The organism is Marinovum sp. PR37, from assembly GCF_028807375.1.
Classification (GTDB): domain Bacteria; phylum Pseudomonadota; class Alphaproteobacteria; order Rhodobacterales; family Rhodobacteraceae; genus Marinovum; species Marinovum algicola.
The window spans coordinates 137,339-159,460 of record NZ_JARAML010000001.1; the positions used below are offsets into that span (position 1 = coordinate 137,339).

The 22,122-nt window shown below is 65.3% G+C and carries 20 protein-coding genes and 1 tRNA gene; 10 read left to right on the forward strand and 11 right to left on the reverse strand.

Annotated features, from left to right (window positions below; all coding sequences use genetic code 11):
* Nucleotides 1-24: 24 nt before the first annotated feature.
* Complete coding sequence (gene tpiA / locus PVW49_RS00685; RefSeq protein ID WP_274589660.1) at nucleotides 25-780, reverse strand: triose-phosphate isomerase; 756 nt, start codon at nucleotides 778-780, stop codon at nucleotides 25-27.
* A gap of 149 nt (nucleotides 781-929) precedes the next feature.
* On the opposite strand from tpiA, the gene PVW49_RS00690 reads away from it, so the two are divergent.
* Together PVW49_RS00690 and dddP are read left to right on the forward strand one after the other, a co-directional pair.
* Entirely contained in the window at nucleotides 930-1,838 is a 909-nt protein-coding gene (locus PVW49_RS00690) for an isopenicillin N synthase family dioxygenase (protein ID WP_274589661.1), read from the forward strand.
* Between the two features lie 102 nt (nucleotides 1,839-1,940).
* Entirely contained in the window at nucleotides 1,941-3,293 is a 1,353-nt protein-coding gene (dddP, locus tag PVW49_RS00695) for a dimethylsulfonioproprionate lyase DddP (protein ID WP_274589662.1), read from the forward strand.
* 22 nt (nucleotides 3,294-3,315) lie between these two features.
* Here dddP and PVW49_RS00700 read toward each other — a convergent pair whose 3' ends face one another.
* From PVW49_RS00700 to rimK, 6 genes are all read right to left on the reverse strand, one after another.
* On the reverse strand, nucleotides 3,316-3,711 hold the full coding sequence (locus tag PVW49_RS00700) for a HesB/IscA family protein (protein ID WP_048531999.1): 396 nt from the start codon (nucleotides 3,709-3,711) through the stop codon (nucleotides 3,316-3,318).
* A 24-nt stretch (nucleotides 3,712-3,735) separates the two neighbouring features.
* Nucleotides 3,736-4,302 carry a sugar O-acetyltransferase gene (locus PVW49_RS00705; RefSeq protein WP_274589663.1) on the reverse strand — a complete coding sequence of 189 codons (567 nt, stop codon included), beginning with the start codon at nucleotides 4,300-4,302 and terminating at the stop codon, nucleotides 3,736-3,738.
* A 6-nt stretch (nucleotides 4,303-4,308) separates the two neighbouring features.
* Entirely contained in the window at nucleotides 4,309-4,671 is a 363-nt protein-coding gene (locus PVW49_RS00710; protein WP_048531997.1) for an SUF system Fe-S cluster assembly protein, read from the reverse strand.
* 175 nt (nucleotides 4,672-4,846) lie between these two features.
* Complete coding sequence (locus PVW49_RS00715) at nucleotides 4,847-5,122, reverse strand: NfeD family protein (RefSeq protein ID WP_274589664.1); 276 nt, start codon at nucleotides 5,120-5,122, stop codon at nucleotides 4,847-4,849.
* Nucleotides 5,122-6,009 carry an SPFH domain-containing protein gene (locus PVW49_RS00720; RefSeq protein WP_274589665.1) on the reverse strand — a complete coding sequence of 296 codons (888 nt, stop codon included), beginning with the start codon at nucleotides 6,007-6,009 and terminating at the stop codon, nucleotides 5,122-5,124. The genes PVW49_RS00715 and PVW49_RS00720 overlap by 1 nt, the downstream gene beginning before the upstream one ends.
* Before the next feature lie 272 nt (nucleotides 6,010-6,281).
* Nucleotides 6,282-7,667, reverse strand: a complete 1,386-nt coding sequence (gene rimK / locus PVW49_RS00725; protein WP_048531994.1) for a 30S ribosomal protein S6--L-glutamate ligase — start codon at nucleotides 7,665-7,667, stop codon at nucleotides 6,282-6,284.
* Nucleotides 7,668-7,843: 176 nt separating this feature from the next.
* On the opposite strand from rimK, the gene tgt reads away from it, so the two are divergent.
* From tgt to PVW49_RS00740, 3 genes are all read left to right on the forward strand, one after another.
* Nucleotides 7,844-8,971 (forward strand): tRNA guanosine(34) transglycosylase Tgt, encoded by a 1,128-nt coding sequence (gene tgt, locus PVW49_RS00730; protein ID WP_074836810.1) that lies wholly within the window; start codon nucleotides 7,844-7,846, stop codon nucleotides 8,969-8,971.
* Between the two features lie 93 nt (nucleotides 8,972-9,064).
* On the forward strand, nucleotides 9,065-10,099 hold the full coding sequence (locus PVW49_RS00735) for a fatty acid desaturase (RefSeq protein WP_048531993.1): 1,035 nt from the start codon (nucleotides 9,065-9,067) through the stop codon (nucleotides 10,097-10,099).
* 187 nt (nucleotides 10,100-10,286) lie between these two features.
* Nucleotides 10,287-11,099, forward strand: coding sequence for an extensin-like domain-containing protein (locus PVW49_RS00740; RefSeq protein WP_139211347.1), 813 nt, complete (start codon nucleotides 10,287-10,289; stop codon nucleotides 11,097-11,099).
* Between the two features lie 7 nt (nucleotides 11,100-11,106).
* On the opposite strand, the gene PVW49_RS00745 is transcribed toward PVW49_RS00740, so the two are convergent.
* Nucleotides 11,107-11,973 (reverse strand): hypothetical protein, encoded by an 867-nt coding sequence (locus tag PVW49_RS00745; RefSeq protein WP_211568867.1) that lies wholly within the window; start codon nucleotides 11,971-11,973, stop codon nucleotides 11,107-11,109.
* Between the two features lie 332 nt (nucleotides 11,974-12,305).
* Here PVW49_RS00745 and lon point away from each other — a divergent pair, with 332 nt between their 5' ends.
* Nucleotides 12,306-14,717 carry an endopeptidase La gene (gene lon, locus PVW49_RS00750; RefSeq protein ID WP_274589666.1) on the forward strand — a complete coding sequence of 804 codons (2,412 nt, stop codon included), beginning with the start codon at nucleotides 12,306-12,308 and terminating at the stop codon, nucleotides 14,715-14,717.
* A 461-nt stretch (nucleotides 14,718-15,178) separates the two neighbouring features.
* Nucleotides 15,179-15,253: transfer RNA gene (locus PVW49_RS00755), tRNA-Val, on the forward strand.
* Between the two features lie 164 nt (nucleotides 15,254-15,417).
* On the opposite strand, the gene PVW49_RS00760 is transcribed toward PVW49_RS00755, so the two are convergent.
* Entirely contained in the window at nucleotides 15,418-16,509 is a 1,092-nt protein-coding gene (locus tag PVW49_RS00760) for a helix-turn-helix transcriptional regulator (protein WP_274589667.1), read from the reverse strand.
* A gap of 250 nt (nucleotides 16,510-16,759) precedes the next feature.
* Between PVW49_RS00760 and PVW49_RS00765 the strand changes: the two genes are divergently transcribed.
* From PVW49_RS00765 to purU, 3 genes are all read left to right on the forward strand, one after another.
* Nucleotides 16,760-17,521: a hydroxypyruvate isomerase family protein gene (locus tag PVW49_RS00765; protein WP_274589668.1), complete on the forward strand. Its 762-nt coding sequence runs from the start codon at nucleotides 16,760-16,762 to the stop codon at nucleotides 17,519-17,521.
* Between the two features lie 244 nt (nucleotides 17,522-17,765).
* The gene (gene folD / locus PVW49_RS00770) at nucleotides 17,766-18,668 is read left to right on the forward strand and encodes a bifunctional methylenetetrahydrofolate dehydrogenase/methenyltetrahydrofolate cyclohydrolase FolD (protein WP_074836740.1); all 903 of its coding nucleotides are present in this window, start codon (nucleotides 17,766-17,768) and stop codon (nucleotides 18,666-18,668) included.
* A gap of 33 nt (nucleotides 18,669-18,701) precedes the next feature.
* The gene (gene purU, locus PVW49_RS00775; protein WP_074836742.1) at nucleotides 18,702-19,586 is read left to right on the forward strand and encodes a formyltetrahydrofolate deformylase; all 885 of its coding nucleotides are present in this window, start codon (nucleotides 18,702-18,704) and stop codon (nucleotides 19,584-19,586) included.
* A 13-nt stretch (nucleotides 19,587-19,599) separates the two neighbouring features.
* Here the strand turns inward: purU and PVW49_RS00780 are convergent, their stop codons facing one another.
* Both PVW49_RS00780 and PVW49_RS00785 read right to left on the reverse strand, forming a co-directional pair.
* Nucleotides 19,600-21,078, reverse strand: a complete 1,479-nt coding sequence (locus tag PVW49_RS00780) for an aldehyde dehydrogenase (protein WP_274589669.1) — start codon at nucleotides 21,076-21,078, stop codon at nucleotides 19,600-19,602.
* Nucleotides 21,079-21,086: 8 nt separating this feature from the next.
* A complete protein-coding gene (locus PVW49_RS00785) occupies nucleotides 21,087-22,121 on the reverse strand; it encodes an LLM class flavin-dependent oxidoreductase (protein WP_274564553.1) in 1,035 nt (344 codons plus the stop codon).
* Between the last annotated feature and the right edge of the window lies 1 nt (nucleotide 22,122).

Sequence of the window (22,122 nt, forward strand, 5' to 3'; positions counted from 1 at the left end):
GGCTGGCCCCTCGCTGCCGCAGTCTCAGCCCGCGCTGGCCTCGAGGGTGTCGATGATCGGGCCGAAATCCTCAGGCTTCAGGCTGGCGCCCCCCACCAGCGCACCGTCGACATTCGAGACCGCAAAGATCTCGGCCGCATTGCCCGGCTTGACCGAACCGCCGTAGAGAATGCGGATGGCATCGCCGGCCTCGGCGCCGAACCGGCGGGTGAGGCCCGCGCGGATGAAATCATGCACCTCGCCGATCTGATCGGTGGTGGGCACCTTGCCGGTGCCGATCGCCCAGACCGGCTCATAGGCGATGACCACGCGCGCGCCGCTGGCGCCATCGGGGGTGGAACCTTCGAGCTGGGTGCCGATCACGTCGAGCGTCTGCCCGGCCTCGCGCTCTGAGAGGCTTTCGCCGAGGCAGATCACCGCGGTCAGCCCGGCGGCAATGGCGGCCTCGGATTTGGTGCGCACCAGGGCATCGCCTTCGCCATGGTCGGCCCGGCGCTCGGAATGGCCGAGGATCACGTGGCTGGCGCCAGCGTCCTTCAGCATCCCGGCCGAGATGTCGCCGGTATGGGCGCCGCTGGTGGCGCCGTGGCAATCCTGTCCGCCAACCGCGATGGCGCTGCCCGAGAGCGCCTCGGCGGCGCGGCTGAGCAGGGTGGCGGGCGGGCAGATCAGCACGTCGCAGCCGGCGGAGCCGTGGCTTTCGGCCAGGGTTGTCAGCCGGGCGAGCTCGGCCGAGGTTCCGTTCATCTTCCAATTGCCGGCGGCAAGTTTTCTGCGCATGACCACTCCTCTGGTTTGATTGGCGCGCATCATTGCCGCTGCCGGCCAAAGGTCAACCCCGGTTGCAGGACCGCGGGGGTTCTGAAACACAGGGGGCCGAGGCACAGGGGCCCGACGCACAGCGGCCGGCCGGCAAGGGAGGCGCCAGCATGATACCGAGGATCGACGCCTGTTCGCTGCGCGCGGGCGATCCGCTGACGCTCGATGCCCTGCGGGTGGCGGCGCAGGAGATCGGCTTTCTCGTCCTGAACGGTACCGCGCTCGATGCGGCCCGGGTGACGGCGGTGATCGCCGCCTACCGCGATTTCTTTCGCCGGCCCGAGGCCGAGAAACGCGCGGTCGACATGGCGCGCACCGGGTCGAACCGGGGCTGGGGCGCGGCGCAGAGCGAACAGGTCGATCCCGGCGCCAATCCCGATTACAAGCAGGTCTTCGATTGCGGCTTTGAACTGGCGGCGGGCGATCCGCTGCGCGGCCTTGATCTGCCGGTCTATGCCGACAACCTCTGGCCGGCGCGGCCCGCGCGGTTCCGGCGCATCGTGCAGGCCTATTACAGCGATGCGCTGGTCGTGGCGCGCGACATGCTGCGCGGCATCGCGCGGGCCATCGACGCGCCCGAGGATTATTTCGACGACAAGTTCACCCGGCCGATGGCGCTCTTGCGGGGCAATTACTATCCCGAACGCCCGACCTGGGCCGGCGAAAAGGATTTCGGCATCGCCCCGCATACCGATTACGGCTGTCTGACGCTGCTGGCCACCGACGGGGTGCCGGGGCTCGAGGTGCATAGCCGCGACGGGCGCTGGCTGCCGGTCGCCGCGCAGCCCGGCAGCTTCATCATCAATTTCGGCGAAATGCTCGAGATGTGGACCGAGGGGCAGGTGGTGGCGACGCTGCATCGGGTGAAGGGCTCCGAGCAGGAGCGAATCTCGGTGCCGATGTTCTTCAACCCCAATCATGACGCCATTGTCGCGCCGCCGGGCTCGGGCGCGGTGATCCGCGCCGGCGATCACCTCGCCAAGCGGTTCAACGAGACGTACCTGCACCTGAAGGGCTGAGGCGGACGGCAGGTCGTTTCCGCCGCCCCGACAGGTCGCAATCCGGCGCATCGGGGCGTCTGGCATCGGGTCATACTCGGTGCGAGCGATCCCGGAGGCCCCATGAGCAAGGACAGGTTCGAACCCTACAGCACCCGGCGCAAGATCGATCCGGGCCAGGGGCGGCGGCTGGCCGACAACACGCCCAACGATGCTGATCGGGTCGAGATCGGGCCGACGCGGCTGGCCTATGACGAATGGGCGGCGGCGGGGCTGGCGCTGCCCGATCTTCAGGCGATGCGGCGCTGGCGCTGGCAGCGGCTGGTGCAGGCGGTGCAGGCCCGCGGCTGGGGCGGGCTTCTGGTCTTCGATCCGCTCAACATCCGCTATGCCACCGACAGCACCAACATGCAGCTCTGGAACACCCACAACCCGTTCCGCGCCGTGCTGGTCTGTGCCGACGGCTACATGGTGATCTGGGATTACCGGGTGGCGCCCTTTCTTTCCGGCTTCAACCCGCTGGTGCGCGAACAGCGCTCGGGCGCCGATCTGTTCTACTTCAGCCGCGGCGACGGGCTGGAGGCGGCAGCGACGGTCTTTGCAGGCGAGGTGCGCGATCTGCTGGCTGACCATGGCGGCGGCGGGATGCGGCTGGGGGTGGACAAGATCATGCAGCACGGGCTGCGGGCGCTCGAGGGGCTGGGCATCCGCATCTTCCCCGGCGAAGAGGCCACGGAAAAGGCCCGCAGCATCAAGGGGGCGGACGAGATCCGCGCAATGCGCTGCGCGATCCATGCCTGCGAGGCGGCCATGGCCGAAATGGAGCGCTTTGCCCGGGCAGAGGTGCCGCGCGGCGATGTGAGCGAAGATGACATCTGGGCGGTGCTGCATGCCGAGAACATCCGCCGGGGTGGCGAATGGATCGAGACGCGGCTGCTGACTTCGGGGCCGCGCACCAACCCCTGGTTTCAGGAATGCGGCGGCCGGATCGTGCAGGAAAACGAGATCCTCGCCTTCGACACCGATCTGGTGGGCGCCTATGGCTTCTGCACCGACATCAGCCGGACCTGGTGGATCGACCCGGGGCCGCCACGGCCCGACATGGTCGACGCGATGCGCCATGGGCTCGACCACATCCGAAGCAACATGGACATGTTGGGGCCGGGCGTGCAGATCGAGGATCTGAGCCGCAATTGCCACCGCCTGCGGCCGGAGTTCGAGATGCAGAAATACAGCTGTCTGGCCCATGGTGTCGGGCTCTGCGATGAATGGCCGCTGGTGGCCTATCCCGATCACATGATGCCCGGCGCCTTCGATTATGCGCTGGAACCGGGCATGACGCTTTGTGTCGAGGCGCTGATCAGCCCCGAGGGTGGCGATTTCTCGATCAAGCTGGAGGATCAGGTGCTGATCACCGAGACCGGTTATGAACTGCTGTCACGTTATCCCTATGACCCGCGGCTGACCGGGCAATGAGCGGCCGGCGGAGCGGCGTGGCTCAGCTCAGCTTCGGAATGCCGTCGGGGAATTCCTCGGCCAGCTCCTCGACATCCTTGAACTTGATCGATTCGCCGCAGCCGCAGGCGTCTTCGACATTGGGATTGTTGAACTTGAAGCCGCTTTCCAGAAGCGAGGTCTGGTAGTCGATCTCGGTGCCGAAGAGGAACATCTGCGCCATCGGCGCAATCATCACGCGGGCGCCATCCTGATCGACCACCTCGTCGTTTTCGCCGATCTCGTCGGCGAAATCCATGGTGTATTCCATGCCCGCGCAGCCGCCTTTCTTGACGCCGATGCGCAGGCCGGCATGGCCTTTCTGCTGCATCAGTTTCACGATCTGGCGGATCGCGGCGGGGGTCATGGTCACGGCTTGCTTGCCGGGGATGCCAAACATGAGCGGGTCTCCTTTGCGCCTTACCTAAGCCTGCACCCGGCGCGAAACAAGCGGGCGGGCCGGATTTCCGCCAACCGTGATGCCGGCGGCCACGTCGCGGGTGACAACGGCGCCGGCGCCGATCACCGCGTCATCGCCGATGTTGACGCCGGGCAGAAGGATCGCGCCGCCGCCGATCCAGACATTGCGGCCAATGGTCACCGGCCGGCCGAATTCCAGCCCCCGATCACGGGTTTCCGGGTCGCGCGGGTGATCGGCGGTGAGGATCTGCACATAGGGGCCGATCTGGGTCATGTCGCCGATGGTGATCGGACAGACATCAAGCAGCACGCAGCCATAGTTGAGAAACACCTTGTCGCCCAGAAACACGTTCCAGCCGTAATCGACAAAAAGCGGCGCGCGCAGGGCGCAGCCGTCGCCCCGGCGGCCCAGAAGTTCGTCCAGAATGGCGGCGCGGGCCGCGCCTTCGCCGTAGATCGTGGCGTTGTAGTCGCGCATCAGGCTCTGGGCGCGCTGCCGCGCCGCCACCAGCTCGGGATCGCCGGCATCATAAAGCTCGCCGGCCTGCATGCGCGCCTTCTGCGACGTCATCGGCGCCTACATGAACCCCAGCTCGAGCCGGGCCTCGTCGCTCATCATGTCCATGCCCCAGGGCGGATCCCAGGTGATCTCGACATCGACCTCCTGCACGCCATCGACGGGCGAGACCGCATCCACCAGCCAGCCGGGCATTTCCCCGGCCACCGGACAGCCCGGCGCGGTGAGGGTCATGATGATCATGACCTTGTTTTCGGGGCTGATCTCGATCGTGTAGACCAGACCGAGATCGTAGATATTCACCGGGATCTCGGGATCATAGACCGTCCGGCAGGCTTCGACGATATTGTCGTAGAGCGGGTGTTCGGTGCTCGAAGGCTTGATCAGCGGCGCGCCTTCCATTGGCGCGGTGGCGTCATTCATCACGGGGCCTCGTTTGATTTCTTACCAAACATATAGGGAATGGGGGCGGCAGGGTCCAGAGGGGCCGATGCCCCGGCAGCACGCGCGCCCCGGGCCTGACCCGGGGCCTCTCGGCCCGAGCGGCGGAAGACCGAGGCCTCGGCAGCGGCGCCGGGGCGGGCCGGGGACCGAGACGTCAGTCGTTGATGTCGCGGTCGAAATGTTTGACTTGGCCCTTGGGCAGCGAAAACAGCCGTCGCAGCGCCAGCCAGGCCAGCAGCGACAGGGCCGCAAAGACCAGCAGAATCATCGCCGGTGACAGCCAGGCCAGCGGTCCCAGCATCGCCAGCCCGACCAGCGCCGCGCCAATCGCGAAGCCGAGAAAGACGAAGCCGGGCACCAACACCTCGAGGCTGCCCAGCACCAGCGACGCCGCCAGCCAGACCCACCATGTGTTGACCAGTTCCGTCATCACGCCCGGCCCTTGAGCAGCTTGAAGGCATCGCCGAAGGCCTCGAGCGCCTGCGCCGGGATCACCACCGTCTGGTTGCCGGCGCTGGCGCCTAGGCCGGCCATCGCCTCGACCTGTTTCAGCGCCACCTGGTATTGCGCCGCCTCGATGCCGTGGTCGGAGATCGCCTGGGCCACTACCGCGGTGGCATAGGCCTCGGCATCGGCCTGGATGCGGCGTGCCTTGGCGGTCTGTTCGGCGGCATAGAGTTCGGCATCGGCGTTCAGTTCGACGGCGCGTTTGGCGCCCTCTGCCTTGGTCACCTGTGCCCGGCGCTCGCGTTCGGCATTGAGTTGTTGCAGCATCGCTTCGCGGGTCGCCTGATCGAGATTGACGTCGAGGATCTCGGCCCGTGTCACTTCGATCCCCCAGTTGTCCACCGCGTCCTCGACGCTGTGCTTGATGGTGTCGATCAGCGCCGACCGGTTGGATTGCACATGGTCGAGCTCCATCTTGCCGATCTCGGCGCGCACGATGCCGGCCACCGTGGTCTCGATCGCGGCGTCGATGTCGCGGATGCGATAGACGGTCTTTTCCGGCTCGATGATGCGGTAGAACACCGAGGTGTCGACCTGCACCAGCACGTTGTCCGAGGTGATGGCGTCCTGCGAATGGGTGGGAAGCTGCCGTTCGAGGATCGAGATCCGGTGCGCGACCCGGTCGAGGAAGGGCACGATGAAGTTGATGCCGGGGCCAAGCACCGCATGCAGCCGGCCGAAGCGTTCGACGACGAATTTCTCGGGTTGCGGCACGATCTTGACCCCGCGCACGACAACGAGGATCAGGAACAGCGCCGCCAGCAGGATCACCAGATTGTCCTGCAACAGGGGGAGGATCACGTCTTCCATGGGTTCTCTGCGAGCTCCGGGTCTGAGGCCCGAAATCGCGGGCGGATCGTTTTGTAAAGCTGTGGTCAGTATAACGTTCGAAGGGAGGCGGGGAAGGGCGCTTTCATGAGAACTGTCTGATTTCTCAAGACGTCCCGAAGCCGCACATCCCCGGGTCGCGGCGCGGCGATCCTCGGCGTGTGCCGAAACGGTTTATGCCCGCCGGGCCCATCCGACCGCTGAACAATGCGCCTGCGGGCAGGCAGCCCGCCGGCAAGGCGCGTGGCGTGATTTCAATCCGTCTTCCGCCGCCGCACCGGCTGCGGCCGCACATGGGTCTCGATGTGATCGTAAAGCAGACCGGCGATGTTCTTGCCGCTGGCCTTCTCGATCCCCTCAAGCCCGGGCGAGGAATTGACCTCGAGCACCTTCGGCCCGCCTTCCGAGCGCAGCAGATCGACCCCGGCCAGTTTCAGCCCGAAAACCCGCGCCGCCTTGACCGCCGCCTCGCGCTCGGCCTTGGAGATGCGCACCACCTGCGCCGATCCGCCACGGTGCAGGTTGGAGCGGAAATCGCCCTCGGCGCCGGTGCGTTTCATCGCCGCCACCACCTTGCCGCCGACCACCAGGCAGCGGATGTCCTCGCCGGCCGCCTCCTTGACGAAATCCTGCACCAGGAAATTGGCCTTGAGCCCGCGGAAGGCATCGATCACCGATTGCGCCGCCTTCTTGGTCTCGGCCAGCACCACGCCCTTGCCCTGCGTCGATTCCAGCAGCTTGACGATCAGCGGCGCCGTGCCCACCAGCCCGATCAGCCCGTCGGTGTCCTTGGGCGAGGCGGCAAAGGCGGTGTTCGGCATGCCGATCTTGTGCCGCGCCATGAGCTGATGGGCACAGAGCTTGTCGCGGCTCTGGGTGATACCGGCCGAGCCGTTGATGCAATAGGTGCCGATGGTCTCGAACTGGCGCACCACGGCGGTACCATAGCTGGTGATCGAGGCGCCGATGCGCGGGATCACCGCGTCATAACGCGGCAGCCGCTTGCCATCGTAATAGACATCCGGCGCCAGGGCGTTGATCGCCATGTAACAACGGGTGGTGTCGATGGTCTCGACCACATGGCCGCGTTCCTCGCCCTCGGCCACCAGCCGCGCGGTGGAATAATTCGCCTCGCGCGACAGCACCGCCACCCGAAGCGCCCGGTTCGGCGCCATCTTGCGCACGCGGGTCGAATGATAGACGTCGAAGCTCAGCTCGGGCTGCTGGAATTTCTCGGCTGGCACCACGGTGACCGCTTCGGTCAGCGCCTGACGGCCCAGCAGCATGTGGTTCGACATGCCGCGCCGGTCGGTGAGCGTCACTTCGATCGGCCAGGATTTGGTGCCGACCTTGATGTTGGTGCGGATCACGTAGCGGCTCTCGGCCTCGCCATTGGACGAGATCACCTCGCGCCGGTCGATGATCTCGGCCGAGCAGGGAATCGAGAGATCGTCCCGGCCGGGGATCGGGTGGACGGCAAAGCGGACCTTGGGCTTGGACGCCGGGCCGAAGCGTTCGATCTCATAGGCGTGCAGCGCCGAGGTGCGCGCGCCGGTGTCGACCTTGGCGCGCAGCGCCGGCAGGCCCAGGTCGGGCAGCGATACCCATTCTTCCCATCCCAGCTTGATCTCTTCGCTCATGTTTCATGCCCCCGGTTGCCGTGCGGGGCAGCGGTAGCGATTACGGGGCGATGTAGCAAGGAAAGAACGGGCAGGGGGCTGGGATCATCATGCATGGGCTGCAAGCTAAGGCAGAGCCGGCGCGGGTCAAATCCGCGCTCTCGACAAATGCCGTCAAACCGGGCAAATCCGGGCGCATGACACAGACCTCCTTCACGCTTCACGCCAGTGATGGCCGCGCCCGCACCGGGGTGATCTCGACCCCGCGGGGCGATATTCGCACCCCCGCCTTCATGCCCGTCGGCACCGCCGCCACCGTCAAGGCGATGCTGCCGGAAAGCGTGCGCGAGACCGGGGCCGATATCCTGCTGGGCAACACCTATCACCTGATGCTGCGGCCTACGGCAGAGCGCATCGACCGGCTGGGGGGGCTGCATGTCTTCATGAACTGGCAGCGGCCGATCCTGACCGACAGCGGCGGCTTTCAGGTGATGAGCCTGGCGAGCCTGCGCAAGCTGACCGAGCAGGGCGTGTCGTTCAAATCGCATATCGACGGCTCGAAACACATGCTCAGCCCGGAACGTTCGATGGAGATCCAGCGGCTTTTGGGCTCTGACATCGTGATGTGTTTCGATGAATGCCCGGCCCTGCCTGCCGACCGCGACCGGATCGCCGAGAGCATGGAGCTTTCGATGCGCTGGGCCGCGCGTTCGAAAGCGGCCTTTGGCGACCGCCCCGGGCACATGCTGTTCGGGATTCAGCAGGGCGGGCTGGAGCAGGACCTGCGCCAGCACTCCGCCGAGGCCTTGCGGGAGATCGGCTTTGACGGCTACGCCATCGGCGGGCTGGCGGTGGGCGAAGGCCAGGAGGCGATGTTCGGCTGTCTCGATTTCGCGCCCGGACAATTGCCCGAGGACCGGCCACGCTATCTCATGGGGGTGGGCAAGCCCGACGATATCGTCGGCGCGGTAGCGCGGGGCGTCGACATGATGGATTGCGTGCTGCCGTCGCGATCGGGGCGCACCGGGCAGGTCTTTACCCGGCTGGGCCAGCTCAACATCAAGAACGCGCGCCATCAGGACGATCCCAGGCCGCTGGACGAAAGCTGCGGCTGTCCGACCTGCCGCAACTATTCGCGGGCCTATCTGCATCATGTGTTCCGCAGCCAGGAGATCATCTCGTCGATGCTGCTGACCTGGCACAACCTGCATTATTACCAGGAACTCATGGACGGAATGCGCACCGCCATCGCCAAGGGCGGCTTTGCCCAATGGGCGTCCGAGTTCCATGCCCAGCGGGCCCAGGGCGACATCGATCCGCTGTAGAGCCGCGCCGCAGAGCCGGATGACGTTAAGCTAACGTTTGCATGCTTGGGTTATTGCTCTATGAAGCCGGCCAACCAACGAGCAAGCAGGCGCATGACCGAGACACCGCAATCGCCCCGGCGATCCCCCGAACCGCGCGCCGCGCGCGACTGGGTCAAACTCCTTTCGGAATACCGTGATCCCGATACCACGCGCAGCTGGTTCGAGCTGGCGGTGACCATCGGGCCCTTCGTGCTGCTCTGGGCGCTGGCCTGGTGGTCGCTCGGGGTGAGCTACTGGCTGACGCTGGCGCTGTCGTCGCTCAACGCGGCCTTTCTGCTGCGGCTCTTTGCCATCCAGCACGATTGCGGCCATGGCGCGTTTTTCCGCAACCGCACGCTCAGCGACTGGCTGGGCCGGGTGCTCGGCGTGCTGACGCTGACACCTTATGACGTCTGGCGGCGGTCGCATTCGATTCACCACAGCTCTGCCGGCAATCTCGGCCGGCGCGGCATGGGCGATATCCACACCCTGACCGTGGCGGAATATCGCGACCTGACGCCTTACAACCGGCTGATGTACCGGCTTTATCGTCATCCGCTGGTACTGTTCGGCCTGGGGCCGGGCTATCTGTTCTTTCTGCAAAACCGCCTGCCGCTCGGCTTGATGGAGACCGCGCGCTACTGGATCAGCGCGATGTGCACCAATGCGGCGATCCTCGCCCTGCTGGGGCTGATCTTCTGGTTTGGCGGGCTGATGCCGATCCTGCTGATCTTCTTGCCCTCGACGCTGCTGGCCGCCACCGCCGGGGTCTGGCTGTTCTATGTGCAGCACCAGTTCGAGACCACCCATTGGGAGGCCGAGGAAGACTGGCAGTTGCACGATGCCGCGCTGCATGGCAGCTCGCATTACGTGATGCCGGCGGTGCTGCAATGGCTGAGCGCAAATATCGGCATTCACCACGTGCATCACCTGCACAGCCGCATCCCGTTCTATCGCCTGCCGCGTGTGCTGCGCGATCACGCAGATCTGGCCACCGGCAACCGGATGACGATCCGCGAAAGCTTTCAGAACGCGCGCCTTCATCTTTGGGACGAAGACAGCCGCCGGCTGCTGTCGTTCCGCGAGGCGCGGACGTTGATCGGCTAGGGCGGCTTCGGCAGGTCGTCGCCACCGGCCGGCCTGGACGGGAACCCGAGGCGAAACCCGGCGTTGACCGGCCATGATACGCCGAATCCGCCACACCGCTTATGTGAGTTCGCCGCCGGCCCGGCCAGCGCCGCGCGGGGACGCGCGGCCGCGACACATGCCGCCGGCGGCGGCGGCTGGCGACCGGGTGTCACAATCTGGCGGGATGTGGGGCGCGGTTCTGGTCGCGGCGCTGGTCGCCTTTCCCGTCGTGGCGCAGGAGGCGGACGCGCCCGCCCGGCCCGAGGTGCCGCCCGAGACTTCCCTGAAACCGCAGGCCCGGCCTGCTGACCGCGCCGGCACGCCCGATGCCGATGAACCGGGCCGCGACGCGCCGCTCGCCGCCGGGCAAGCTCTGGCGCCAGAGACGCCGCCGAAACCCGACCGCATCGCCATGGGGACGGCTGAGCTGGCGGCCTGTCTTGCCGCGCTCGATCTCCTTGGCGTGCAATATCAGACGATTGCCCCGATCAGTGAACCGGAGGATGCCGCCTGCGGCATCCGCCAGCCGGTCGAGGTCAGCGCCCTGCCGGGCGGGGTGGCGCTGGAGCCGGCGGGCCAGATGCGCTGCGAAACCGCGCTGGCGCTGGGGCAATGGGTGCAGGATTTTGTCATTCCGGCGGCAGAGAGGCTGCCCGAGCGCGGGGCGCTGGCGGCGATCGACCAGGGCAGCAGCTACATCTGCCGCCGCCGCAATTCGCAGCCCGATGGCAAGCTGTCGGAACATGCGGTCGGCAATGGCATCGATATCACAGGTTTCCGCTTCGCGTCCGGCGCGCCGATCCCGATCCAGCCACGCGAACGTGACGGCGGCATGGCCGAGGCGTTCCAGGACACGGTGCGCGCCACGGCCTGCCTGCATTTCACCACGGTGCTGGGGCCGGGGACGGATGCCACCCATTCCGATCACCTGCACCTGGACGTGATCGCCCGGAGCAGCGGCTTCCGGCTCTGTCAGTGAGTGCCGCTCACGCCCGGAGCTTCAGCAGACCTTCAATCGCGTCCTGACGGCCTTCGCCGATGTAGCGGTTGTAATCGGGGTGCTCGAACAGGTGGCCATAATAGATCTGGTGGCGGTACGGCAGGTAATCCTGATGGATCAGGTTCTGGTTGCGGTGGATGCGGATCGCCTCCTGCCCGGCGTTCAATTCGGCAATGGCGCGCAGCTGGCCATTGTGTTCGCCGTACATTTCGAGCTCGGAGCCGAGAACATCGTCGAAATACATGAAGATCCGCGGCAGGAAATGTTCGGGCTTCTCTGCCACTTCGTCAAAGATGCGAAAGCTTTCGCGGGTCGAGGAATGGTAATCGGTGTCATTGAACATCACGCCGATCGGGGCGGGCTTGTGGGCATCGAGAAAGCCGGCGATGGTTTCGCGGATGTCGCCGATCACCAGCTTGGCCTGTGGCACCCGGGCTTGCAGCGCGGCCTGGTCCATCCGGTATTGCTTGGCGGCGAACCAATAGGGCAGGTCATAGGCGCCTTCCGGCTCTGGCATGCCGGCGCCGGTGTCAAAGCCGTAGCATTCGACGGCGACCCCGGTTACCGCCTTCACATGTTCGGCAAAGTCGCACATGTAGGCCAGCCCGTTGCCGCCGGCGACGCCGAACTCGATGGCCGAGATCCGGTCATGGCCCAGTGCCTTGCCCAGCCGCGCGGCATTGAGCATGCACCAGGCGTAATGCGGGCGCTCGACGGCCAGCATGTCGACCTGGAAATCGACCGAATACTTCATCCGCGACGCGGTGGCGCGGATCAGCTTGCGGGTCAGCGCCCCGGCCATGGAATTGCGAAACTCGCGCGAATAAAGCAGGTCGGAAATCATCGCCTTCATGCGGTACCCCATATATGACAGCCGGCGCGGCGTGCTGCCGGCCGGGATAAAATACGTCGGGCCGGACGATGGCCCAAGGATTGCGCGCGGTATGGCCAACAATTGTGGCGATTTTGCGAGCGATGGCCGGGTGGATTGCGGCCCGAATCCCGGGGCTGACCCAAGATACCCGCTTGCCCCGCCGCCGCCGCGCGGGCATTCTGAACCGGACAAGACCAACCGCCCATCCTTGAATGGGACAGGGCACCGCCCTACTTGATTAGCCTGACAGGAACTGGTGAGTGCTGCCGCAAAGCGGGGCCGTGCCAGTTTGCCAAGAATAAGGAAAGAGCATGCAAGACCCCCTCAACTCAAGCTATCCCGTGCTTCCGCTGCGCGATATCGTGGTCTTCCCGCATATGATCGTGCCGCTTTTCGTGGGCCGTGAGAAATCGGTTCGCGCGCTGGAAGAGGTGATGGCCGACGACAAGCAGATTCTGCTGTCGAGCCAGATCGACCCCGCCGTCGATGACCCCGAAGCCTCGGGCATCTACAAGGCGGGCGTGCTGGCCAACGTTCTGCAACTGCTCAAGCTGCCCGATGGCACCGTCAAGGTGCTGGTCGAAGGCGTGGCGCGGGTGCGTATCGTCGAATACCTGGAAAACGAAGAGTTTTTCGAGGCGCGTTGCGATTACCTGACGGAAATGCCGGGTGACCAGGCGTCGATTGAGGCGCTGCTGCGCACCGTCGCGGCCGAGTTCGAGCGCTATGCCAAGGTCAAGAAGAACATCCCCGAAGAGGCGCTTGTCGCCGTGTCCGAGACCGAGGAGCCGGCCAAGCTGGCGGACTTGGTGGCCGGGCATCTGGGCATCGAGGTCGATCAGAAGCAGGATCTGCTGGAAACGCTGTCGGTCTCGGAACGGCTGGAAAAGGTCTATGGCCTGATGCAGGGCGAAATGTCCGTCCTTCAGGTCGAGAAAAAGATCAAGACCCGGGTCAAGAGCCAGATGGAGCGCACCCAGCGCGAATATTATCTGAATGAGCAGATGAAGGCCATTCAGAAGGAGCTGGGCGACGGCGAGGACGGCGCCAACGAGATCGCCGAGCTGGAAGAGAAGATCGCCGGCACCAAGCTGTCGAAAGAGGCCAAGGAAAAGGCCGAGGCCGAGCTGAAAAAGCTCAAGAACATGAGCCCGATGTCGGCCGAAGCCACGGTTGTGCGCAATTACCTCGACTGGATGCTGTCGATCCCCTGGGGTGTGAAAAGCCGCGTCAAGAAGGATCTGAACAAGGCGCAGGGCGTGCTTGATGACGATCACTACGGTCTGGAAAAGGTCAAGGAACGCATCGTCGAATACCTTGCGGTGCAGCAGCGCTCGAAAAAGCTGAAGGGCCCGATCATGTGCCTTGTCGGCCCTCCGGGCGTGGGCAAGACCTCGCTGGGCAAATCCGTCGCCAAGGCCACGGGACGCGAGTTCATCCGCATCAGCCTCGGCGGCGTGCGGGACGAGAGCGAGATCCGCGGCCACCGTCGGACCTACATCGGCTCGATGCCGGGCAAGATCATCCAGGCGCTGAAGAAGGCCAAGACCACCAATCCGCTCATCCTGCTCGACGAGATCGACAAGATGGGGCAGGACTTTCGTGGCGATCCGGCCTCGGCCATGCTCGAAGTGCTCGACCCGGAACAGAACGGCACCTTCGTCGACCACTATCTCGAAGTGGAATACGACCTGTCGAACGTGATGTTCCTGACCACCTCGAACAGCTACAACATGCCCGGGCCGCTGCTTGACCGGATGGAGATCATCCCGCTGGCCGGCTACACCGAGGACGAGAAGACCGAGATCGCCAAACGGCACCTGATCGGCAAGCAGATCAAGAACCACGGTCTGAAAAAGACCGAGTTCGAGCTGACCGACGAAGCGCTGTCGGACATGGTGCGCTATTACACCCGCGAGGCCGGGGTGCGGAACCTCGAGCGCGAGATCGCCAAGACCGCGCGCAAGGCGGTGACGCAGATCGTCAAGGGCGAGAGCGACAAGGTGGTCGTGAACTCCGGGAACCTCTCGGATTTCCTCGGCGTGCGCAAACACCGTTTTGGCCTGGCCGAGGATGAGCATCAGGTCGGGGTCGTGACCGGGCTGGCCTATACCTCTGTCGGCGGCGACCTGTTGCAGATCGAGGCGTTGCGCCTGCCGGGCAAGGGCCGGATGAAGACCACCGGCAAACTCGGCGACGTGATGAAGGAATCGATCGACGCGGCCTCGAGCTACGTGCGCTCGATCTCGCCGCAGATCGGGGTCAAGCCGCCGAAGTTCGAAAAGTGGGACATCCACGTCCACGTGCCCGATGGCGCCACTCCCAAGGACGGCCCCTCGGCCGGTCTGGCGATGGTGACCTCGATCGTCTCGGTGCTGACCGGCATTCCGGTGCGCAAGGACATCGCCATGACCGGCGAGGTCAGCCTGCGCGGCAATGCGATGCCGATCGGCGGGCTGAAAGAGAAGCTGCTGGCGGCGCTGCGCGGCGGGATCAAGACGGTCTTCATTCCGGAAGAGAATGAAAAGGACCTGGCGGATATCCCCGACAACGTCACCTCGGGGCTCAAGATCATTCCCGTCAACCATGTTTCGGACGTGCTGGAACAGGCGCTGATCCGCAAGCCCGAACCGGTGGAATGGGATGAGGCTGCCGAAGAAGAGGCCGCAGCCCGGCGCGCGCTCTCGAAGGGAGACGACACGACGAGCGCCGTGGCGCACTGAGCCTGTCGCGAGAGAAATGATTGAGGCCGTCCGATCCGCTCGGGCGGCCTTTTTCATGCGGGGACAACCCGAGGCCGTTGTGCGATTGCGCCGCGCCAAAGACCACAAGGAGCATCGGCAGAAGCGCCGTTGCTGGCCAAGGATGCGCGGACCGCCTCGGGCCTGACCGCGACGACCACGGGCCGGACAGCGGGCTGCCGGCCCGCGCCGCGTTGGCAACGCGCGCCGCGCAAGTGACTGCGATCAATGATGCCTTCATCTTTGCAGACCGCCTTTCCCTACGCCGCCAGAGGTGGGCGCCGCCGGTGCAACCGGTCACGCCTTCGCCGGTCCGGCGGGGATCTCACGCACCGGCGGTCGGGCCGGGCAGACAGGGGCAGGGGCGCGGGATTGGCGGTGCGGAATTTTCTCCCGATCCCCTCTTGCACGGCCCGAAAAGGGGCGTTAATAGACGCGCTACCGGGTGATTAGCTCAGTGGTAGAGCGCTTCGTTCACATCGAAGATGTCAGGAGTTCAAATCTCTTATCACCCACCACCTCCCCCCCTTGCGACCAAGAACACCATTGCCCCAACCGCACTGCCTCCGTTCCCGCCGAACAGACTGGGTTGCGCGGATAGCCGGCAGAGGGAGGAAACCGGAAAAAGAGCTTTGATCAATCCGGGCATCAGGGCGCGCGGGCGATCTTGCCACCGGTTCGGTTACAAAAGACCGCCTTTCAGAGCCCGGGCAACAGCCTCGAGCATTGTCCGCGCCCCGAGCTTGCGCCGAACGTTGCTGCTGTGTAGGTCGACTGTGGCAACAGAGATATCGAGGTCGAAAGCGAGCTGATCACGCCGCTGACCTTTCATCAGGCCGCGCAGGACTTCCGCTTCGCGGGCGGTCAAGACGGCCTTTTCCTCGGGAGCGTAGGCCGCGGCTTTCAGGGCTGGCAGCTCCTCGGTTGTCGCGATGACAAGGACATGTCGCCCGCCGTTGGATTGAGGCAAAAAATTCACCTGCATCCCGGGCAAAATTCGTCCGTCGGCACCGCGGACCTGGGGCAGGTCCAATGTGTTCGCCCGGCCGTATGTGGCATCCGTGGCAAGTCCGACACCGGCCTGGAACTGCGCGGCCATCGGACCGCTCAGCGTCACGACCTGATCGTTGCGAAAGATGAAATTCGGGTGTTGCCGCAGCAGGAAATCCGCCAGTCCGTTCAGGCGAAGCAAGCGGCCCTCATGGTCCAGCTCGAACATCGGAACTTCGCCGTTCAGGGAACCGTCCGCGGCCGCGATGTCACGAACCCGGTTTCTGATCAGCTCCCGCCTGATTGCGTGCATTCGACCGAGGTCGGACTGGCGCCGATTGAGCAGCGCCATCTCATCGTCGGAAAAATCGCCGGCGTGCTTGCCCTTGTGAAAGGCCGTGACGACCCGCCCGTCCCGGGTGTCTTGCACCAGCCCGAGACACCAGAAGCGCTCGAGGCGATTCTTCACGATGAACTCGTTGTACATCAGGCTTTTCTGAAACGTCTCGGGGCTTACGAACTGGGTCAGCCGAAAGGCGCCCGTGCCGATCCTTTCATCATTGACCTGGGCCATCCACGGATCGCGGCGCATGAACTCGGCGTAGTCGTCATTGGTTTCGGGCTGCGTCCCGGCGCTTACTTCCTGAAGGTCACCGGGATGCAGCCAGAAGAACATTGCCGACGGCACATCCATGTCGCGGGCCAATTGCCGGGGCAGTGTCTCGAAGAGTTCGTTGTCAAGGGCCGCATCATAAATCTCGTGATGGGTAAGTTTTTCGTTCATTTGGGCATACTTACGACGCTGGACTGCCTTCGCCCGAAAGGTGGCAGAACTTTCGGGCGTGAGCAACATCTTGTGAACCGGGGCCCGTTCGGCGATCCCGCCTGGCCGGGCGCACGTCTCACGCGCGATCATCCGCCTCCGCGCTGGCATCGGGCCGCCGGGGCGGGTAAAGCTGTTTCCAGTCTGACTGCCCGGCGTGCCGGAGGGGTCGGAAGGTGCCGGCGCGCAGGGCTGACAGGGAGTGGAACACATGAAATTTTCGGCAAATCTCGGGTTTCTCTGGGCCGACAGGCCTTTGCCAGAGGCGATCCGGGCGGCCAAATCGGCGGGGTTCGATGCCGTCGAATGCCACTGGCCCTATGACACGCCGGCCCAGGAGGTGCGCGCCGCGCTGCGCGAGACCGGGCTGGAGATGTTGGGCCTCAACACCGCGCGGGGCGACCTGGCGGCGGGCGACAACGGGCTGTCGGCGCTGCCCGGGCGCGAACCCGAGGCGCGTGCCGCGATTGACGAGGCGCTGGCCTATGCCAGCGAAATCGGCGCGCGGAACCTGCATGTGATGGCCGGTTTTGCCGCCGGCCCGGCGGCGCAGCGCGCTTTTGTCGACAACCTGGCCTATGCCTGCCAGGAGGCGGCCGACGCCGAGATCACGATCCTGATCGAGCCGCTCAACCGCTATGACGCGCCGGGCTATTTCCTGACCACAACGGCGCAGGCGGATGAGGTGATCCGCGCCGTCGGGGCGCCGAATCTGAAACTGATGTTCGATTGTTATCATGTGCAGTTGATGGAGGGCGATTTGAGCCGCAGGCTCGAGGCGCTGCAAGCGCAGATCGGTCATATCCAGTTTGCCTCGGTGCCCGATCGCGGCGCGCCCGATCATGGTGAGGTCAATTACGCCCATGTCTTTCAGGTGATCGAGAGGCTTGGCTTTCCCATGCCGCTTGGCGCCGAATACAAGCCCGCCGGCGCGACCGAGGACAGCCTCGGCTGGCTGACGGCGCTGCGCTGATCCCGGCGCCGGGGCGCGCTTTTCCGGGCCATCGCGGCGCATGCGCCGGGGGCCGGATCGGGGCAGGTGACCACTAAAGGAACCGCCAAGCTGCTATTGGAAAAGCCTGCCGCCTCTCTGCGGTCATTTCCGTCTGACCGGGCGGCAATTCGGGCTGGCGTCCGCGCTCCGGGCGTGGTCGTGATCCACCTCAGGGCCGTTTGCGCAGGAACGCCGCGGCCAGAGCGAGTGCAGGAGAGCGGATATGACGGCCCGGATCATCGATGGCAAGGCCTTTGCGGCCAAAGTGCGGGGACAGGTAGCAGGGCAGGTGACCCGGCTCAGCGAGGACCACGGGCTCACGCCAGGGCTGGCGGTGGTGCTGGTGGGCGAAGATCCGGCCAGCGAGGTCTATGTACGCAACAAGGGCAAGCAGACCGTCGAATGCGGCATGGCCTCCTTCGAGCACAAGCTTGACGCCCGCACCTCCGAGGCAGAGCTTCTGGCGCTGATCGCGCAGCTGAACGCCGATCCGGCGGTGCATGGCATCCTGGTGCAGCTGCCGCTGCCCGATCATCTGAACGAGGATCTGGTGATCAACGCCATCGCACCCGAAAAGGACGTTGACGGCTTTCACATCTCGAATGTCGGCCTGCTGGCCACCGGGCAGAAGGCAATGGTGCCCTGCACGCCGCTGGGCTGCCTGATGATGCTGCGCGAGGCGCATGGCAACCTGTCGGGGCTGAATGCCGTGGTGGTCGGCCGGTCGAACATCGTCGGCAAACCGATGGCACAGCTTCTGCTGCGCGACAGTTGCACAGTGACGCTCGCCCATTCCCGCACCCGCGATATCGAGGCGCTCTGCCGCCAGGCCGATATCCTGGTGGCCGCCGTGGGCCGGCCGCAGATGGTGACCGGTGATTGGGTCAAGCCCGGCGCCACGGTGATCGACGTCGGCATCAACCGCATCGACGCGCCGGAAAAGGGCGAAGGCAAGACCCGGCTCGTGGGCGACGTGGATTTCGCCTCGGCCGCCGCCGTGGCCGGCGCCATCACCCCGGTGCCCGGCGGAGTGGGGCCGATGACCATCGCCTGCCTGCTGGCCAATACGCTGACCGCCTGTTGCCGCAGCCACGGTCTGCCCGAACCCGACGGCCTGACCGCCTGATCCCCTGACAGACAAATTCGCCCGGAGCCCCCAATGAGCAAATATGCCCTCACCGTTGCCTGCCGTTCGACCCGCGGCATCGTCGCCGCCATCGCCGGATACATGGTCGGGAACGGCTGCAACATCACCGACAGCGCCCAGTTCGACGACATGGAGACCGGCAATTTCTTCATGCGTATCAGCTTCACCAGCGAAGACGGCGTCGACCTGGCGACCCTGCGCGCCGGCTTTGTCGACACCGCGGCCGAGTTCGACATGACCTGGGATTTCCATGACGAGGCCGAGAAGATGAAGGTCATCATCATGGTCTCGCGCTTCGGCCATTGCCTGAACGATCTGCTTTATCGCTGGCGCATCGGTGCGCTGCCGATCGACATCGTGGCGGTGATCTCGAACCACATGGACTATCAGAAGGTGGTGGTGAACCACGACATCCCGTTCCACTGCATCCGGGTGACCAAGGAAAACAAGCCGCAGGCCGAGGCGGCGATCATGCAGGTGGTGGAAGAGACCGGCGCCGAACTGGTGGTGCTGGCGCGCTACATGCAGATCCTGTCGGACGAGATGTGCCAGAAGATGTCGGGCCGGATCATCAACATCCACCACTCGTTCCTGCCGTCGTTCAAGGGTGCGAACCCCTACAAGCAGGCGTTTCAGCGCGGCGTCAAGCTGATCGGCGCGACCTCGCATTACGTCACCGCCGATCTCGACGAGGGGCCGATCATCGAACAGGACATCGTGCGCGTCACCCACGCCCAATCGCCCGAGGATTACGTCTCGCTCGGGCGCGACGTCGAAAGCCAGGTGCTGGCCCGGGCGATCCACGCGCATATTCACCGCCGGGTCTTTCTCAACGGCAACAAGACGGTGGTCTTTCCGGCCTCGCCGGGCTCCTACGCCTCCGAGCGCATGGGATGAGCGCCGGACCGGATCAGCGCATCACGAAGGGATTGGCCATCGGCCGGTCCGAGGTGCTGATCCAGGTGGTCTTGGTACGGGTGTAGTCCTGGATCGCCTCGATCCCGGCCTCGCGCCCGTAGCCGGACTGGCCATAGCCGCCAAACGGCGCGATCGGCGACACCGCGCGGTAGGTGTTCACCCAGCATATCCCCGCCTTGAGCCGCGCCGAGACCCGGTGCGCGCGGGCGAGGTTTTCGGTAAAGACGCCCGAGCCGAGGCCGAACGGCGTGTCATTGGCCAGGGCGATTGCCTCTTCCTCGCTGTCGAACGGCAGCAGCGACATCACCGGGCCGAACATCTCGACATGCAATGTCGCGGTGTCGGGGCCGGCGCATTCCACCAGCGTCGGGGGCATGTAGTTGCCGGGACGCGCGAGCGGCGCGCCGCCAAAGCGGATCGTCGCGCCCTGGGCCGTGGCGGCGGCCAGCGTGGCCTCGATCTTCGCGATCTGCGCCGCGGTGCAGAGCGGGCCGATCTGCGTCTGCGCCTCCAGCGGGTCGCCAATGGTGACCCCGGCCATCTTTTCCTCGATCCGGGCGACAAGCGCGTCGAAGACCGGGCGATGCACCAGCCCGCGCGAACCGGCGACACAGCTCTGCCCGGAGGCGCCGAAATTGCCCGCAATCAGCCCGTTGGCCGCACCTTCGAGATCGGCATCCTCGAACACCAGGATCGGGGATTTTCCGCCGAGTTCCAGCGTCGTCACCGCGAAGCTTTCGGCCGAATTGCGCACCACATGGCGCGCCGTCTCGGGCCCGCCGGTAAAGGCGATCCGGTCGACCCCGGGGTGACGGGTGAGCGGAATGGCACAGGCCTCGGCGTCACCGGTCAGCACCGAGACGACGCCGGGCGGAAATCCCGCCTCCTCGATCAGCCGGGCAAACTCGAGCATCGGGGCGGGGGCCACCTCGGAGGCTTTCAGAACCACCGCACAGCCCGCCGCCAGGGCCGGGCCGAGCTTGGTGGCGGTCAGGAACATCTGCGCATTCCAGGGTACGATCGCCACAACCACACCAATCGGCTCGCGGCGGGTAAAGACATGCATGTCGGGTTTGTCGATCGGCAGCACCGCGCCTTCGATCTTGTCGGCGAGGCCGGCGTAATAGCGATAATAATCGCCCACATAGGCGGTCTGGCTGGCGGTTTCGGCCAGGAGCTTGCCACTGTCCGTGGTCTCGATCCGGCCGATCCCGGCGGCGTGTTGTTCGATCAGATCGGCGAGGCGATGGAGCAGCTTGCCGCGCGCGGTCTGGCTGAGGTCACGCCAGGCCGGATCGGTCAGCGCGCGGCGGGCGGCGGTCACGGCGCGGTCGATGTCCGCAGGCGCCGCGCAGGCGAAAGTCGCCCATTCCTCACCGGTCGCGGGGTTTAGCGTGCTCATGGTCTGGCCATCCGCGCCCTCGATCCATTGGCCGTCGATGAAAAGCTGGTAATGCGGTGTGTCGGTCATCTGATCCCTCATTGAAAGGCCGGCATAACTTCGTCGATGAACCGCGCGAGCGAGGCGCGCTTGCGCTCGAAGCTCATGCCGCTGTCGATCCAGAAGGCGAATTCATCGTAGCCCAGGGCCTCGTAGGCCTTGATCCGCCGCGTCACCTCCGGCGCGGTGCCGATGGTCAGATCGCGCGCAAGGTTTTCCGGCGCCATCATCGCATTGCCGGCGATTTCCGCCGCCGAAAGCGGCGCGATCAGTCCTTGTTCCACTGGTCGCTTGTTCTGGAACCAGGCCCCGAAATAACAGTAGAAGCGCGACAGATCCCGCGCGGCCTGCGCCACGTCGTCGCCGTCGGCTCCGACATAGGTGTGGTGCAGCAGCATGATTTTCGGCCGCGCGCCATCGTGGCTGGCGCAGGCGGCGTCAAACCGGGACATCAGGGTTTCGATCTCGCGCATTCCCTGCCAGAGCGGGGTGACCTGGATGTTGAACCCGTTGTGCACGCCGAATTCATGGCTGTTGGGGTCACGTGCGGCAATCCAGATCGGCGGGCCGCCGGGCTGTGCCGGTTTCGGCGCCGAGGTGGTGGCGGGAAAGGCGAAATACTGGCCGTCATGGACGCAGTCCCCGGCCCAGAGCCGGGGCAGAAGCGGCGTCATCTCGCGCATTCGCTGGCCGGCTTCCCAGGCGTCCATGCCGGGCATCAGACGCTCGTATTCATAGGCATAGGCCCCGCGCGCCACGCCAAGCTCGATCCGTCCACCGGTCATCAGATCGGCGGCGGCGGCTTCTCCGGCGAGCTTGATCGGATGCCAGAACGGCGCGATCACCGTGCCGGTGCCAAGCCGGACCCGTTTCGTGTGATGGGCGAGGTTGACCAGCGTCGTCAGAGGGTTGGGCGCAATGGTGAATTCCATGCCGTGATGCTCGCCGGTCCAGATGGCACGCATGCCGGCGGCATCGGCCATCTTGCAAAGTTCGATGAATTCATCGTTCAGCCGGGCCTGCGGCTGGTCGGGCGTGAGCCGTTCCATATGCACGAAGAGCGAGAACTCCATG